The sequence below is a fragment of the Alkalihalobacterium sp. TH-98 genome, assembly GCF_057473385.1.
The window spans coordinates 178,620-195,342 of sequence record NZ_JBYCKM010000045.1 but is presented as its reverse complement, the minus strand read 5'-3'; the positions used below and the strand labels follow the sequence as shown (position 1 = coordinate 195,342).

General features: G+C 37.8%; 18 protein-coding genes. 5 read left to right on the top strand and 13 right to left on the bottom strand.

Features of this window, described 5'->3' with window-relative positions:
• Nucleotides 1-60 precede the first annotated feature (60 nt).
• From sigY to AC2VNP_RS16565, 3 genes are read left to right on the top strand one after another with little or no spacing between them, the layout of a single operon-like run.
• Nucleotides 61-591: an RNA polymerase sigma factor SigY gene (gene sigY / locus AC2VNP_RS16575; RefSeq protein WP_486918398.1), complete on the top strand. Its 531-nt coding sequence runs from the start codon at nucleotides 61-63 to the stop codon at nucleotides 589-591.
• Nucleotides 578-916, top strand: a complete 339-nt coding sequence (locus AC2VNP_RS16570) for a YxlC family protein (RefSeq protein WP_486918397.1) — start codon at nucleotides 578-580, stop codon at nucleotides 914-916. The genes sigY and AC2VNP_RS16570 overlap by 14 nt, the downstream gene beginning before the upstream one ends.
• Nucleotides 909-1,124, top strand: coding sequence for a sigmaY antisigma factor component (locus AC2VNP_RS16565; RefSeq protein ID WP_486918396.1), 216 nt, complete (start codon nucleotides 909-911; stop codon nucleotides 1,122-1,124). Before AC2VNP_RS16570 ends, AC2VNP_RS16565 begins: the two co-directional genes overlap by 8 nt.
• Before the next feature lie 24 nt (nucleotides 1,125-1,148).
• Here the strand turns inward: AC2VNP_RS16565 and AC2VNP_RS16560 are convergent, their stop codons facing one another.
• Nucleotides 1,149-2,435, bottom strand: coding sequence for an acetyl-CoA hydrolase/transferase family protein (locus AC2VNP_RS16560; protein ID WP_486918395.1), 1,287 nt, complete (start codon nucleotides 2,433-2,435; stop codon nucleotides 1,149-1,151).
• A 218-nt stretch (nucleotides 2,436-2,653) separates the two neighbouring features.
• On the opposite strand from AC2VNP_RS16560, the gene AC2VNP_RS16555 reads away from it, so the two are divergent.
• Nucleotides 2,654-3,643, top strand: coding sequence for an LCP family protein (locus tag AC2VNP_RS16555; protein ID WP_486918394.1), 990 nt, complete (start codon nucleotides 2,654-2,656; stop codon nucleotides 3,641-3,643).
• 65 nt (nucleotides 3,644-3,708) lie between these two features.
• Here the strand turns inward: AC2VNP_RS16555 and fabF are convergent, their stop codons facing one another.
• On the bottom strand, nucleotides 3,709-4,947 hold the full coding sequence (fabF, locus tag AC2VNP_RS16550) for a beta-ketoacyl-ACP synthase II (RefSeq protein WP_486918393.1): 1,239 nt from the start codon (nucleotides 4,945-4,947) through the stop codon (nucleotides 3,709-3,711).
• Nucleotides 4,948-5,005: 58 nt separating this feature from the next.
• Nucleotides 5,006-5,938 carry a beta-ketoacyl-ACP synthase III gene (locus AC2VNP_RS16545; RefSeq protein WP_486918875.1) on the bottom strand — a complete coding sequence of 311 codons (933 nt, stop codon included), beginning with the start codon at nucleotides 5,936-5,938 and terminating at the stop codon, nucleotides 5,006-5,008.
• Between the two features lie 480 nt (nucleotides 5,939-6,418).
• Between AC2VNP_RS16545 and AC2VNP_RS16540 the strand changes: the two genes are divergently transcribed.
• Nucleotides 6,419-6,715, top strand: a complete 297-nt coding sequence (locus AC2VNP_RS16540) for a hypothetical protein (RefSeq protein WP_486918392.1) — start codon at nucleotides 6,419-6,421, stop codon at nucleotides 6,713-6,715.
• Nucleotides 6,716-6,973: 258 nt separating this feature from the next.
• Here AC2VNP_RS16540 and AC2VNP_RS16535 read toward each other — a convergent pair whose 3' ends face one another.
• From AC2VNP_RS16535 to AC2VNP_RS16490, 10 genes are all read right to left on the bottom strand, one after another.
• On the bottom strand, nucleotides 6,974-7,270 hold the full coding sequence (locus tag AC2VNP_RS16535; protein WP_486918391.1) for a penicillin-binding protein: 297 nt from the start codon (nucleotides 7,268-7,270) through the stop codon (nucleotides 6,974-6,976).
• An 84-nt stretch (nucleotides 7,271-7,354) separates the two neighbouring features.
• Nucleotides 7,355-7,543: a ComZ family protein gene (locus AC2VNP_RS16530; RefSeq protein ID WP_486918390.1), complete on the bottom strand. Its 189-nt coding sequence runs from the start codon at nucleotides 7,541-7,543 to the stop codon at nucleotides 7,355-7,357.
• A gap of 17 nt (nucleotides 7,544-7,560) precedes the next feature.
• A complete protein-coding gene (locus AC2VNP_RS16525; RefSeq protein ID WP_486918389.1) occupies nucleotides 7,561-8,517 on the bottom strand; it encodes a BMP family ABC transporter substrate-binding protein in 957 nt (318 codons plus the stop codon).
• Between the two features lie 337 nt (nucleotides 8,518-8,854).
• Entirely contained in the window at nucleotides 8,855-9,769 is a 915-nt protein-coding gene (locus AC2VNP_RS16520) for an NAD-dependent epimerase/dehydratase family protein (RefSeq protein WP_486918388.1), read from the bottom strand.
• A gap of 140 nt (nucleotides 9,770-9,909) precedes the next feature.
• Nucleotides 9,910-10,665, bottom strand: a complete 756-nt coding sequence (locus AC2VNP_RS16515; protein WP_486918387.1) for an alpha/beta hydrolase family protein — start codon at nucleotides 10,663-10,665, stop codon at nucleotides 9,910-9,912.
• 101 nt (nucleotides 10,666-10,766) lie between these two features.
• On the bottom strand, nucleotides 10,767-10,889 hold the full coding sequence (locus tag AC2VNP_RS16510; protein ID WP_486918386.1) for a hypothetical protein: 123 nt from the start codon (nucleotides 10,887-10,889) through the stop codon (nucleotides 10,767-10,769).
• Between the two features lie 170 nt (nucleotides 10,890-11,059).
• Nucleotides 11,060-11,239, bottom strand: a complete 180-nt coding sequence (locus AC2VNP_RS16505; protein WP_216828324.1) for a YjzC family protein — start codon at nucleotides 11,237-11,239, stop codon at nucleotides 11,060-11,062.
• Nucleotides 11,240-11,469: 230 nt separating this feature from the next.
• Nucleotides 11,470-12,429, bottom strand: coding sequence for an ornithine carbamoyltransferase (gene argF / locus AC2VNP_RS16500; RefSeq protein WP_486918385.1), 960 nt, complete (start codon nucleotides 12,427-12,429; stop codon nucleotides 11,470-11,472).
• A 12-nt stretch (nucleotides 12,430-12,441) separates the two neighbouring features.
• Nucleotides 12,442-15,618 (bottom strand): carbamoyl-phosphate synthase (glutamine-hydrolyzing) large subunit, encoded by a 3,177-nt coding sequence (gene carB, locus AC2VNP_RS16495; protein ID WP_486918384.1) that lies wholly within the window; start codon nucleotides 15,616-15,618, stop codon nucleotides 12,442-12,444.
• Complete coding sequence (locus AC2VNP_RS16490) at nucleotides 15,611-16,690, bottom strand: carbamoyl phosphate synthase small subunit (protein WP_486918383.1); 1,080 nt, start codon at nucleotides 16,688-16,690, stop codon at nucleotides 15,611-15,613. The genes carB and AC2VNP_RS16490 overlap by 8 nt, the downstream gene beginning before the upstream one ends.
• Nucleotides 16,691-16,723 lie beyond the last annotated feature (33 nt).

Genomic DNA, 16,723 nt, shown 5'->3' with positions numbered 1-16,723 from the left:
CTTCGTATAAGAAGTAAACCAACTTGTTTTCTTTCCGAATTCAAAAAAGGAGTATCTTTCATGGGAGAAGACCAATTAATTAAGGAAGCCAAAAAAGGAAATAAAAAGGCTCTAGCCATGCTTTTACAACAACATTATTCTTTTTTAAAGCATTATTTGATCAAAGTGACTTTGCAGCCTTCTCTCGCAGAGGACCTCACCCAAGAAACAATGATTAAATGCATTGAAAAAATACATCAATATAATGGAAAAGCAAAATTTTCAACTTGGCTCATCCAAATTGGAACTAACCTATTTATTGATTCCCTTCGAAAAAAAAAGACAGAAAGCAAATGGTTAAAAGAACAGCAATATGGTGAACTCATTAAGAAATCATATACCCGTCAGGATCCGAAATGGTTTGAAACCATGGAACAACTGTATCAATTGTCCGAGGAGTTCCGCGTTCCAATTATTTTGAAACATTATTATGGCTATTCTTACGATGAAATCGGCCGTCTTCTTTCTATCCCTGAAGGTACGGTAAAGTCAAGAGTTCATAGTGCTATTCAACAGCTAAGGAAGGAGTTGAGTAAAGATGAAACATCCTAACAATGATAAAGAATTAGAGCCATTTGAAAAAGATGTACGTGATTCGTTATTAAAGCTTGAACAAAATGTCGACGTTACTCCACCTTCTATTCTTGAACTTGAACAGCTCGTTGAAACCGTACAGTCTGACCAAAAGAAGAAGCTCTATCAAGAGTTACTCCTTTTTTGGGGAATTGCTCTTGTCATTGTCTCAATCGTTCTTTGGGGGTATGCCAACTTCTTTTTTATTACTTTCGTTGGACAAATTGCGGTTATTGTTTGTTTATCCGGCTATTTCTTCTATCGGTTGAAGCCTCCCATAAGAAAGGGGTTTCAAAATGAATAATTTACAGGAATTAACGATTTACCACTGGCTTTTGATTGCTGCTTTACTGATCATTCAAAGTACTTGGTTATTTATCGATGCTAGAAAACGAGGACATAATCGCTGGTTTTGGGGGATTTGGGGACTTATCCATACACCTCTTCCTTTAATCGTATATTTATTATGGTCGAGAGTTTTTGTTAAAAAACTTCATAAGAAAAGAGGCTGATTCAGTATCAGCCTCTAAATTCTTTTAGAGTAGAAAGCCCATCTTCTTTGCCTCAAAAGTTAATTCCTCTCTGAATTTTGGATGAGCGATATTAATTAAATTTTGCGTTCGTTCACGAATCGTTTTTCCTCTTAGTTTTGCAACTCCATACTCTGTCACTACATAATCAACATCATTTTTTGAAGTGGTAACAACCGCACCTCTTGGTAAGGTTGGAACAATTTTTGAAATCTCACCATTTTTAGCAGTAGAATGTAAGCAAATAACGCCGCGTCCTTCTTTCGCCATTCTAGCTCCAATCCCAAAATCCCCTTGACCACCTGTCGACGAATAATAGCGGCCACCAATTGTTTCTGAATTACATTGACCGAGGAAATCTACTTCAACAGTTGCATTAATCGTAACCATTCGGTCGATACTCGCAATATGACGAACATCATTCGTTTCATCGACTGGCAGCATAAAAACATCTTCGTTTTCATGCATAAAATCATAAAGTCGTTTTGTACCATACGCAAAAGTTGCCGTCATCTTTCCAGGAGCAAGTGGATTAGAACGGTTCGTCACTGCCCCACTTTCAAAAAGGTCTACCACTTGGTCCGGGATCATTTCTGTAAAAATCGTTAAATCTTGATACGCACTAAGGTCGTTCATAATCGCATTCGGAATTGCACCAAACCCGATTTGTAATGTATCCCCATTTTTTATTAATTCCGCAATTGAGTTGCCAATTATTTTATCTTCATCACGAAGTGGAATTGATGGTGTTTCCGGCAACGGTTGATGGTTTTCATAAATGGCATCAACCTGGCTGATATGAATTTGATTTTTACCGAATGTCCTTGGCATCTGTTCATTAACTTCTACAATTATTGTTGAATTCTCATTAATTAAGTAAGGAATATAATCACAATTTGTTCCAAGTGAAAAATACCCGTTTTCATCCATTGGTGATGTTGTAACCATTAACACACGGTTAGTTGTCATTTCATTTAAAATATATGGTAAATCTGAAAAATGATTTGGTAACAGATCAATCTCATGATCATAAAATGCTCTTCGTTCGTCTTTATTTAAAAACATAGAAACAATTTTTACTTTGTTTTTATCTACATTTAATACGGGCCTTAAGGAAAGCATTTGAAATAAACGATTTCCCTTTAGATGATCTGCTCGTGGCAGTGAATCTAATAAACCTGGTGGCTCTCCAACAGCTAAAGGGACGATGATATCAGCTTTTGGTCGAATGACAGCAATTGCCTCATCACTCGATGCTTTCCGTTTCTGTTCATACAAGTTAGTAATATTCATAAATCCTCCAACAACTCACATAAAAAATTTTTAATAGGTAATGAAATTCAACAAATACTATAATTACTTCAGAGTTAATACTTTACTGAACAAAGAACTTACCGTCAATTTAATTGAAATTAGTTTTATTATTTCGTTTTTACTCAATTGTTATTATTGTTTAACTTTTTATTCTTCAGATCGAGCACATCCACATGAAAGGAGGGCGCGTGTAGTATATGAGCTCACGTTTGGATGAACGAAATCGAAAAAAACGTTATAAACGGAAAAGAAGGTTTGCGATTATTACTTCACTTTCTTTCCTCCTATTAATTGGATTTTTTGCTTATGGGAAAATTGGTTATGAAACAGCAAGAAAACATTCGTTGCAAACAATAGAGGAAACTTCAACAATCGACCCCAATATGGAGAGAGATCCTATTATTTTCCAGGCGGAACAACAAAAGAAGAATGAACCCATTCATATCTTATTAATTGGGGTAGATAAGCCTGTAGGAGACCGTTCAAGAACAGATACGATTATGATTGCTCAATATCATCCTAATAACGGTACCGTAAAAATAGCTTCCATAATGCGGGATAGCTATGTTAAGATCCCTGAATATCAGGATAATAAAATAAATGCCTCATTTTTTCTTGGTGGGCCAGAATTATTACGAAGAACTATTAAAGAAAATTTTGATATAGACCTTCACTATTATGCAATGGTTAATTTCGAAGGATTTGAACGTCTCGTTGATACAATTGCTCCACAAGGTGTTGAAATTAACGTAAAAAATAGAATGTTTAAATCATCGATGAAAATGGATTTTCAACCAGGAACGCATACTGTCCACGGAAAAGATGTGCTAAAATATGTTCGCTTTCGTGATGACAGTGAAAATGACTTTGGACGAGTTCGCAGGCAACAAGAGGTTTTGTCTTTATTGAAGGATGAGATCTCAACCATTCGGGGCGTTACAAAAATCCCACAGTTATTTGGGTCGGTTGAACCGTATATCGATACGAACCTTAACACAAGAAAAATGTTAAGTCTTAGTAAGGACTTTTTTCTTAATCCAGTTGGTGATATTGAAACATTAACGATACCTGTTGAGAACAGTTTTACTGACAAACGATACTCGCACGCTGGCCTCGTCCTAGAATTAGATATAGAAAAAAATGAAGAAGCCCTACACCAATTTTTTGATTTCAATCGCGATGAATGAAAACTATAAATGATAAAAAAAATGGTACCTTTAGTTAACTAAAGGTACCTGCTACCGGTTCGGTTTTATTCAGCGAATTTTTTTAGAACGATACACGCATTGTGTCCACCGAAGCCTAAGGAGTTGCTGATTGCTGCTCTAACTTCAGTTTTTCTTGCCTCATTTGGTACGTAATCTAAATCACATTCTGGGTCTGGTGTATCATAATTAATCGTTGGAGGGATAATTCCTTCAGCAATTGCTTTTGCTGTAAGAATAGCCTCTACAGCACCAGCTGCACCTAAGAGATGACCTGTCATTGATTTTGTTGAACTAATGGCAAGGTTTTGAGCATGGTTCCCAAACACCGTCTTTATTGCCATTGTTTCAAACTTATCATTATAAGGTGTACTTGTACCATGTGCGTTCATATAATCAAAATCTTCTGGTTGAAGACCCGCATCCTCAATTGCTTGACGCATAGCTCTAACCCCACCTTCACCTTCTGGTGCAGGCGCTGTAACATGGTAGGCATCACCTGTTGCCCCGTAACCAACGATTTCAGCATAAATTTTTGCTCCGCGTTGTTGTGCTGACTCTAGGGATTCTAATATTAAGATACCCGCGCCTTCACCCATGACGAATCCGTCACGATTTAAGTCAAATGGTCTTGAAGCAGTCTTTGGATCTTCACTTGTTGAAATCGCTTTTGCTGCACTAAACCCTGCTACAGCCATATCTGTAATTGGCGCTTCTGCCCCACCTGTTATCATGTAATCAGCGTCTCCACGCTGAATTACTTTAAATGCATCTCCAATTGAGTTCGTACCAGAAGCACAAGCCGTTACGGTACAAGAATTAATACCTTTTGCACCTGTAACAATCGAAACTTGCCCTGATGCCATGTCTGGGATCATCATCGGAACGAAAAATGGACTAACACGGCGGTAACCTTTTTCTTCAAATGTGCGGAATTGTTGTTCATACGTTTCCATACCACCAATACCCGAACCAATCCATACGCCTACTCGTGCTGCGATTTCATCTGTAATTTTTAAATCTGCATCTTCAAGTGCCATTAATGAGGCTGCAACTGCAAATTGAGTAAAACGGTCCATTTTACGAGCTTCTTTTTTATCCATAAATTGAGTCGGATCAAAGTCTGAGACTTCCGCTGCTACTTTCATAGGAAATTTTGATGCATCTACACGTGTAAGTGGACCTACGCCTGAAACACCTGAAATCGCATTATCCCACATTGTCGCAACATCACAACCTATAGGTGAAACTGTTCCTAAACCTGTAATTACTACTCGTCTTTTCATTTTCTTCTCTCTCTCCTTTAATAACGTCATTTAGTACGTATATTCAAAATCTGAAAGATTATCGACCCCAACGGATTGCGACTGCTCCCCATACAAGACCAGCACCAAATCCAACTAGGACTACTACATTATCATCCTTAATTTTACCAGCTTTCAATTCTTCAACAAGTGCGATAGGAATAGAAGAAGATGATGTATTTCCATATTTATTGACCGTTACTGACATTTTTTCAATTGGAAGTTCTAATCTTTCTCGAGAAGCTTCCATAATACGAATATTGGCCTGATGTGGGACTAAGAAGTCAACATCTTCTTTCGTTAATCCTGCTTTTTCTAGAACTCTCAGTGACGATTCACCCATTTGACGAACAGCAAATTTAAAGACTTCTCGTCCATTCATATGAATGTATTCTTTTTGATGAATGTGCATGGCTCCACTGCCATCAGCACCTAGCTCAAACGATAAAATACCTCTACCTTCTGAAACTGGTCCTATCACTGCAGCTCCTGCACCATCACCGAAAAGCACAGCTGTATTTCGGTCTGACATGTCAGTAACCTTCGATAACTTTTCTACCCCTACAACAAGTATATGCTTGTACGCTTCTGTTTGGATAAATTGTTGTGCCGTTACGATACCATATATAAACCCAGCACAAGCTGCGCTAATATCCATAGCTGCAGCGTTTTTTGCACCCAATTGATCTTGAATCATTGCCGAAACAGAAGGAAATGGCATATCAGGAGTTACCGTTGCTACTAAAATTAAGTCAATTTCTTCTGGTGCCACACCAGAGTCTTCAATTGCTTCTTTGGCAGCTTCAAGTGCCATATGAGAAGTGTTCATTTCTTCAGAAGCAAAGCGCCTTTCCTCAATGCCTGTTCTTGTTTTGATCCATTCATCCGTTGTATCAAGAATTTTTTCAAGATCTGCATTCGTCATGACGCGGTCGCCAACAAAACTGCCCATACCTAATATTCCAGCATTTATTTCTTTTCCCATTTTCCTTCCCCCTTAACAGATGGCAAACCTATATCCCTATTTTCATTTTATATCAATTATTATGACCTAGTACTAATTTTATCTTAAAAATATGGTAATGTCTATAATCCTTATACACTACATCTCAGGAAAAGGGCGTTTGAACTAAACACTAATCATTATGTACTAGCATATTTATTACTATAAGGGGATGTTCAAAAAGTCCGGGAAAAATTTTTGTCGGTAGAAGACCTTCGACTAAGAGCCCCACGTCCTGTGGGAACGTCGAAGTCACCACATCCTGTGGAAGCTCGTTGGTTTGCTGCTGCGTTCCTCACGTATTAATAACATACGCTGTGGTACTCGCAACTGCACCACCTCGAACTTCTTGGATCTTTTTGTCCTCCTTTTTGAACAAGTACTATAAGGGGCAATTCAATTAAATTAGTATTTTTTATTAGACTTTTTTAGGTAAGGAGGAATTGTAGGATGGAACAAGAAAAAAAGGAGGCACCTGAAGTCCAAGGTGATTTCTTTGATCAGCTTATGTTTGGGCCGCCTCGCAGTCCAATCTCAGAAAACGAACAACAAGCAGCTCCGGAAAACGACGAGTCACCTAATCTAAACTTTTCTGATCCAACCAATGTCGAAACTGAACAAATGTCCAATCAAGAAACTAGTCAATTAGAGCATATCATCCAAATTGCTCAAGTAGTTGGCCCATATCTCTCAAAACTTTCACCCATGCTTTCTAATCTTCAATCCTTTTTCTCAAATAAAAAATAAAAACACGCAAGCGCGCCCGCCCGTTAAGCAACGTACGGACTAGAGCTCGCCGTATGAGATAAAGGAAACACAACCACTAGTGAACCGATATTAACTTATCTTAAGGAGGCGCGCGAAGTCCCGCTAGTCGTTGGGCGGTGGAGCTAGACATGAAGAAAGAGGCTAACGCTAAAGTGTCGGTGCCCTCAGCTTAACTAACTTCTGAGGGGATCGACATTTTTTTATTAGCATCAGCCTCTTACTATTAATATTTATTTATTACCAGAAACCCCCGCCGAATTGGCCGCCATGGCCGAATTGTGGACCAAAACCAGGACCGTACTGTGGACCATAACTTGGGCCAAATTGTGGGCCGTATTGTGGACCAAAGCCAGGGCCGTATTGTGGACCATAATGAGGACCGGCAAACCCACCACCGCCGAGTCCACCAAATAAGAAAGGACTTACTGCTAATCCTGCCAAAAATGGTAGTACAGGAGCGAATTGACGATGATAACCATGACCATGACCATGGCCATACCCTGAACCATCTCTAAACATCGGATAGTAGTTCATGAGGCAAAACTCCTTCTTGTGTGTTTTCACTACTTATCCTATGTACTCGCCCTCTCGAATGAGCATGTCCAAATTATGCAAATTTTATTTGCTGCTTTCTTCTTTACCTAATTCATACGCTTCATTCATTACTTTTACAAGCATGTTTACCATCGGTTGAAGATCATCCATGTTCAACTCGATGCCTTTTTCGTCAAGCATCGCTTTACCTTCAGGCATATACTTCATCGCAATTTGCATAAATTTCATTTGTAATTCTGGATTTACATTCATATTATTCACCTCGTCGATTAGTCTTCTATAGGTAATTTACCTGTATTTACATAGCTCTCAATCGCTGAATGAATTTCAGCTTGAAACTCTTCAGGGATAATCGAACTAAATTCACCTAACGTAATGACTCCATCTTCAAAATCATAAAAAAGATTACCTGTTTCTAATTCACCGCGATTAAAACGCTCTGCTACGACTTGATATAAATTATCCACATGCTGAACGGTACTCGTTAAAACAGTTGAGTCTCCTAGATCAGACTGATCACTTACAAAGCCTATAGCGAATTGGCCATTTTTCTTGATCTCCTCAACGAGAGGAATATGAAAACCGTCACCCGCCGGGTAATACACATCGATACCGTCCTCATGCATTTTTGCTAAAAGGTGCAGCGCTGTATCGACATCTGCCCAGTCTTTAACATAATCCACACTCACATCGATTTTGCTATTCTGATATTTGGCTCCCTCTACAAATCCTTCAATTTCAGGTTGCCAAGAAAAAGCGGCAATTACACCAATTTGGTTTGATTGCGTCATCTCGGCTGCCACCATCCCTGCAAAAAAGCCCATTGCATGACTGTTGAAGTGTAAGCTAGTTACATTGTCCCCAGATACTGTTCCGTTAAAACTAACGAAATGAATATCAGGGTACTTACTATTAATCTCACTAAAATAATCACTAAATACACGACCATGACCAAAGATTAAATTAACACCTTGTGCTTGATACTCGTTTACCGCTTCTATAACTTTGGGGAGTGAGTCTATTTCTTCTTTAAAATAAACATCAACATCAAGTTCTGAATGAATTTTTAACAACCCTTGATATCCTTTGAAGTTCCAACCTTTATCATCAATCGTATCTTCAAGTAATAATCCAACCTTTTGTAAATTAGAAGTTGCCGTGTTGCTTGCACAACCACTTATAATTAAAGTAACAAGTAATAATAAAATGAACCGCATTTTCTTCATAGTGTAGTCACCTTAAGTCAATAACTTGATCATTTCCATAAAATAGTATGTTAATTGACTTGCTATAATCCTTTCTAGATCGTTTTCTTACGATATAAATATTCAATTAAAAATCCAGCTGCTAAAGAGATAATAACTACAATTCCATCGTTTATATCAGTCATAGAATCTATGAGGAGAAAACTAGTAACTGTAGTTATTGAGAAAAGCAAAAAACCTATAATTACTGTTTTTGTGTTCAATTGTTTCCCCCATTATTTTATACTACTTCAATTTTACCTAATATTTTAATAGAAGGAAAGCTAACCAATGTACCAAAATTGTCCTATTCACAAATCTATTGGTTTCGATCTAAACGTTTTTTTATATATTCTTCTTGTTTCTTTATGCCTTCCTCAACAGTTGTACATGGGTTAAAACCTAATTTCTCTGAACTTTTCTGATTGGAAATGTACACTTCTTCCCTTGCATTTTTCCATCCCTTATCTTCTATTCCAGTAATCATTTCTTTACCTTTAAACCACTGCCTTTTTTTCCCTGAAGAGAAATTATAAACTTCATTCACAAACTTTGTTTCTCCTGCCAATAGTAAACCTTCAACAACATCTTCAATATATAATATATCATAAGTTGATCGATCAACAATTGCTGGAAAAGGTTTGTTCTGAATTTTTGCTTCTAACAGCTGGTGAAAAGCCATATCTTCGCGTTGTAGGGGACCATATACAGTTGGTAATCTAACAATAACAACATCTAAATCACTTTTTTTACTCTCCTGGATTAATAGCGATTCTCCCGCCATCTTCGTCAGACCGTAGGGGTTAATAGGATTAGATGGTGTTCGTTCTGTAATCATACCTGTCCGTTCCCCGTACACTTGAACCGTTGAACTATAAACAATTCTTCCTTTACCAGTTACAGCTTTAATGAGATGCTGGGTAGCCTCCACATTGTGATAAATCGTTTCTCTTAAACGATTCCATTGATGATCCGTTTGGGTAGATGCTGCTAAATGAAACACCACTGTATCCTCTTCTAACATGGATGCATAATTAACAGCTTCAATTGGTTGTTGAATATGGTGGAATAAAGAATTTCTTCCAATATGAAGCAACCTTTCTTGCCCTTGTTTTTGTTGCCTATCATTAATCAAAGAGTCGATTCCAAATACTTCGATTCCTTCTTCTATCAATCTAGAACATAAGTGAATACCTATAAACCCAAGGGCTCCTGTTACAATTGCTTTTTTCATATAATTCCTCCATTCTTTAGGAAAAGCACATTGTCGCTTTTAAGATAGATGACCGTAAGGAGATGCGCTCCTAGACGCTGAGAGCTTGATCTATAAAAGTTCAAAGAATTATTTGGAACAAATCCTCTCTAATGAACCCATCAGAGAGGACTTGATAATTTCTTTTCATATTGATGTAAAAACGAGAATATGGGCTTACTAAAATATGAAATTGATTTTCCAGGTAAATATAATTTTAAAGTGATAGGACTGTTTTCTTGTAATCGATACTTTTCATACCGTTTACTGTGTTCCTCAAACCTATACTTTCGGAAACTTGTTTCATGAAATATATACAGGGGGATATTATTGTGAAGCTTCCATACATTATTTTTCTTTAAAACTTTTTCCTCGACTTGTTCTTTCTCGATATTATGTGCAGCCGATAGTTCGGTGAGTAATCGCTTATAAAACAAACGATTGTTACGTTCATTTTTATAATAGCGATAAAGGTGTAAGCACGGATTAATCATAATAGTCGAACGAATATTATTCTTCATTTTTTCAAAAAGTTTCAGAGCTAAAAGTGCGCCCATCCCTTCTGCAATAATATGAATATGAGGATTTAATATTTCACGCTTCAAAATATAATAGTATAGGTTTTCTGCTAACTCACAAGCTTTTCTACTCCCCCAATGCCTTCCATAGAAATTTGAAGTAAAGATCGTATATCCTTCATTTCTTAACGTATCTATAAACTTTAAACGTTCTGGATGTTGCAGCCATAATGACGTTTTTGCATTTACATAGTGATCTGTATCGCCTATTAAAAGGATTGCAAATCCATTCGGTTTTTCTGGTAAATGGACAACGCTCCACTGTTCATGGATACAAAAAAACCGTTCGCTTACGCTCATTTTTTCCTCATCCTCATGAATTAATTTCTCGAAGCCACTCTATTTAATTTATGCAACCATTCGAGAAATGCAATAACAGAACGTCAAGATTGGTTATGAGGCTACTCTTCTTCACCACTAATTAATTCTTGTAAAAGTATCTCTAACCGATTTTTCCCTGCTTCCGTCAAATTACTTTCACTTTGATCTAACAACGCATTTAATTCAGCTTTTAATTCTTCCATAAAATCCTCCACGATATGTCCCTACTTCTTATTATTCATATGTATAATCCTTAATAAAATGCTCCAAATGTAAATTTTATGTTTTATTTTGTACTCTAAAAATGATAAGGGTGACTCAAAAATCGGACTATTCTCACCAATAGTCTAAACATTGAGTCACCTCTTCTAGCCTATGGTTTGCGCTTTGGCATCCATTTTCTGTTTTGGTTTGATGCTTGAGGGAACGTATCTCCAGCTTTTAATTTTATTGACTTTGGATTTTGTACCATGCTTCCTGTTTCACCTATTTCGACGTATATACCGTTATTCGGAACTTTTTGTCCAGGTACAAATTGGTGGTTTTGTCCCATCATTTTCCCCCCTTTTCAATGTACATTTTTAATATAACCACTTGATGTTTGTTTTACGTACGGTGTTATAAATTAGCGTTTTTTAAATATTGAAGGATCTCTTTGGAAATAATAAAAAGCGTAACGGTTTATATCATCCGTTACGCTTTTTCTTTCACTTTAATTTCTATCAACGTGTAAATTGAGGGAAAACATTGTCAATCTACAGTGTACACGAGCACTATATTTATTTACTTAATTATCGATGCAAGAATTGCCTTTTGAACATGTAAACGATTTTCAGCTTCATCAAAAACGACAGAATGTTGGCCATCGATAATTTCTGCTGTTACTTCTTCTCCACGGTGCGCAGGAAGACAGTGTAAGAATATATAATCGTTCTTTGCATCGCTTACTAGTTCGCTATTTACTTGAAATGGTCCAAATGATAATTCACGGTCTTTTTGCTCTGATTCATATCCCATACTTGCCCAAACATCAGTATAGATAATATCAGCATTTGTTACAGCTTCGATCGGGTTATTTGTGATTGCAATCGTTGAACCTGTTGACTTAGCCACTTCATACGCTTTTTCGACAATGTCTTCGTTCATTTCGTACCCTGCCGGTGTTGCTATCGCAACATCCATCCCAACTTTGGCAGCTGCAATAACGAGGGAATGGGCAACGTTATTCCCATCTCCAACGTATACGAGCTTATTTCCTTTAAATGTACCCTTTTGTTCATAAATCGTTAATAAATCTGCTAATGCTTGGCATGGATGGTAGTAATCGGTTAGCGCATTTATAACAGGAACTGTTGAATACTTGGCAAGTTCTTCTACTTTTTCATGACTATTCGTTCGTACCATGATTGCATCAACATATCGTGATAAAACTTGTGCTGTATCCGAAATCGGTTCTCCACGCCCAATCTGTAGATCACGGGGACTTAAAAATAATGCATGTCCTCCTAGCTGGGTCATACCAACCTCAAAAGAAACACGAGTTCTTGTCGAAGCATTTTCAAAGATCATTCCTAAGGATTTTCCTTGTAAAACATTCGAACCTTTTCCTTCTTTTTGTTCTTTCTTCATTTGACTTGCCAATTCTAATAAGTAAAAAATTTCATCCGAACTAAAATCAAGTAATGTCAAAAAATCTTTTCCTTTTAGTTGATTAGCATCGATTTTCGTTTCATATTGAAGCATACGATCACATCCTTATACACTTGATTTTGTACGGTGCATCCATTCTTGAATGGAAATTACCTCGTCCGCTTTTCCATTTATACTATTTAACATCATCGCTAACGTTGTCGTCTCTGTTATGACCGAGACTCTGTGCTTCAAAGCTTGCTGCCTTTGTTCTTTCCACGTTTTATAGCCCTTTTTTGGAATGCTAATATAAGCTGTTGCATCATCCTGCTCCACCCACTCTTGGAAAGGAAGCTGTCTGCTAGTTGGCAGCAGTTGTTTTTCTTCAACAATTGTAAAGCCTAGTTCGATAATCCTTTGCGCAAGAGGTTGGAAATCTGCCAGTTCTTCCTCAGCAACATCAACAAACATTGTTCCTTTTTGACGATATACAGGTGGAATATGTCCCTCACTCCAAGCAAATGCTTTCTTCATTGCCTCTTCAACGGTATTACCTATACTGATTAATTCTCCCGTTGATTTCATTTCAGCTTCAAGAATCGGATCTAAACCAGACAGTTTACTGTAAGAGAAGATCGGTGCTTTCACAGTGTAGTAATCTGTTTCAGGCAGATAGCCTGTCGGTAAGCCGAGACTTCGTAACGATTGACCTAATAAAAGTTTTACAGTTACATCCACCATATTTAAACCTGTTACTTTACTTAAGATCGGAACCGTTCGTGATGCACGCGGATTAATTTCAATTACATAGAGTTGATTTTTATAAAGAACAAACTGGATATTGAAAATCCCTTTAAAATCCATACCTGAAGCAATCTTTTTTGTATAGTCATATACCAATTGCTTTACTTGTTCAGTTAATGAAAAAGGCGGAGTTACTGCCATACTGTCTCCTGAATGAACACCTGCTTTTTCAATATGTTCAAACATGCCTGGAATTAAAATGTTATCGCCGTCTGTTAGAGCATCTACTTCTATTTCAATGCCAGGATAATAAGCATCGATTAAGATTGGAAAGACAATCGCTTGATCTTCTGTATTAATATAATCAATCATTTCTTCACGACTTGTGACAATCACCATTCCTTGACCACCGATAACATAAGATGGACGTAGTAAAACTGGATACCCAATTTTACCCGAATGCTCTAGCAATCCAACTTCATCGTAAACTGTAACACCTGGAATATGTGGAACGTTTACACGTTTCATAAAATCATAAAAACGTTTTCGATCTTCAAGCTGGTCAATCGTATCCATCGTCGTTCCATAAAGCTGAACTCCAGCTTGCTCTAGCCCTTGCACAAGAGAAATTGCTGTTTGCCCGCCTAACTGTACGATGACACCTTCTACATTTTCTAGTTCCACCACATTTAAGACATCTTCAACAGTTAGCGGTTCAAAGTATAATCGATCTGCCATTTCATAATCCGTACTTACTGTTTCAGGGTTATTATTCATAATGATGGCTTCATAACCGAGATTTTTCAAACTAATCGCACCATGAACCGAACAATAATCAAATTCTATTCCTTGCCCTATTCGAATTGGCCCTGAACCAACTATTAATACTTTCTTCTTTGTACTTGAAACATCCACATCATGCTCACCATGCCAGCTTGAATAATAATAAGCTGTATTCGCTGTAAATTCAGCTGCACACGTATCAACCATTTTATAAGAAGGGAAAATACCGAATGCTTTCCTCTTCTTTCGAACGTCGTGTAAAGATACGTTCCAAACTTTACTTATCCATTCATCAGAAAACCCATAGCGTTTATATTTGATAAACTCTTCCTCTTGTACTTCATTTAAAGATGTATTGCTAATTTCTTCTTCAATCTCTATAAGTTGCTTAAAACTATTTAAAAAGTATAAATTAATCTTTGTTCTTTCATGTATACTATCAATCGTAATTCCACGACGTAACAACTCTAATATGGCAAAAAAACGGCGATCATCTGCCTTTTCGACAACTTTCCACAGCTCAGGATCCTCCCATTTTTTTAGAGCCGGTAAAAGCAATCCGTCTGCTTTTATCTCTAATGAACGAACTGCCTTCTGGATCCCGCTTTCTAAATTTCTTTCAATCGCCATTACTTCACCCGTTGCCTTCATTTGGGTTCCTAACCGACGGTCAGCAAGCACAAACTTATCAAATGGCCATCTTGGAAATTTAACGACGACATAGTCAAGGGCAGGTTCAAAGCTTGCGTATGTGTGTCCAGTTACTGGATTAAGAAGTTCGTGAAGATGATAACCTATACTTAACTTCGCCGCCATGCGAGCAATCGGATACCCGGTTGCTTTTGATGCAAGTGCTGATGACCTGCTTACACGTGGGTTTACTTCAATTAAATAATACTGTTTACTTTCAGGATCCAGCGCGAATTGAATATTACATCCCCCAACAATACCTAACGCTCGAATGATTTTAACTGAAGCAGATCTAAGCATCTGGTATTCAACATCTGTTAACGTTTGTGAAGGAGCTACAACGATCGAGTCACCTGTGTGAATACCAACTGGATCAATATTTTCCATATTACAAACGGTAATGCACGTATCGTTATCATCACGCATCACTTCATATTCAATTTCCTTAAACCCTGCAATACTTCGTTCGATTAAGCACTGCGTTATCGGGCTGGCAGCAAGACCACCTTTTACGATATATCGAAGCTCACTTTCATCTGCCGCGATACCTCCTCCAGCACCACCTAATGTATAGGCTGGGCGAATAATAATCGGGTAACCGACAGAATTGGCAAATGATACAGCATCTTCTTCTGTTGAAACGATTTCACTTTCAGGAACGGGCTCGTTTAGCTCATTCATTAAGGTGCGAAACTCTTCCCTGTCTTCCCCCTTCATAATAGAAGCAATAGGTGTACCTAATAGTTGAACATTATACTTTTCTAGGATGGCTGCTTTATGAAGAGCTAGCGCTAAATTCAGTCCAGTTTGACCACCAAGTGTTGCTAGTAGACCATCTGGCTGTTCTTTTTGAATAATTTTCTCAATACTCTCAACTGTAAGCGGTTCGAAATAAACTACGTCTGCACACGCTTCGTCAGTCATAACAGTTGCTGGATTGTTATTTACGAGAATAACGCGAATTCCTTCTTCTTTTAGTGCGAGACATGCTTGTGTACCTGCATAATCAAACTCTGCGGCTTGCCCGATGACAATTGGACCCGAGCCGATTACAAGCACTGACGATATCGACGTAATTTTAGGCATAAGCTTTTTCTCTCCTCTTGCTGCTCATTTCTGTTATGAAAACCGAAAATATTTCTTCACTATCAGACGGTCCAGGGTGTGCCTCAGGATGAAATTGTACAGAGGCTACTGGTAATTCCGTATGAATAAGTCCTTCAACCGAACCATCATTTATGTTTTTATAACGTGCAATTAATCCCGTCCCTTGTAATGAAACATCTTTCACTACATAGCTGTGATTTTGTGACGTCATATATACTCTTTTCGACTTTAAATCTTGGACAGGTTGATTCGCACCGCGATGACCGAAGCGAAGCTTCTCTGTATCAGCTCCAAATGCTAATGCTAACAGTTGATGTCCTAAACATATACCGAAAGTTGGATAGTCCATCGCAAGTTTTTTGATATCATGGAGTTGACCTGTCATCTGTTTCGGGTTACCAGGACCATTTGATAATAAAATACCATCTGGTTTAAGACCTGCGATTGTTTCATACGGTGTATCATAAGGTACGACCGTCACTTTGCAGTCAAATTTCAGCAAAGTATCAACGATTGATTTTTTAAATCCGAAATCAAGGAGAACGACATGTGAATCCCCTTCACCATAAGTAACAATCTCTTGAGTAGAAACTTCTTTTACAAGGTTTAAGTTTTCAATCGGCTCATATTGTTCAAAATCTACTCGACTTAAATCAGTCGTTAAAATAGCCCCCATATCACCAAGTTCACGGATTCGTTTAACAACTGCGCGCGTATCAACTCCAGTTAGCATAGGAATACTCGATTGCTGGCAGTTGTCTTGAAATGAGGATTTTGATTCATAGTGGAAACCACTTGAATTACACTCACTCATAATCACACCTGAAACTTGAGGTTGATGACTCTCATTGTCTATATCATTCACTCCGTAATTGCCGATCAGCGGATACGTAAATACAACAATTTGACCTTTAAATGAAGGGTCGGTAATAACCTCTTGATAGCCAGTCATACCCGTAAAGAAAACGACTTCCCCATACACATCCGCTTCAGTGCCGATCCATTCTCCTTCGAATGTTTCCCCTGTCGAGAGCACTAAATAGCCTTTCATTCCTTTTCCTCCTCAGTACACTCAATGTCCGTA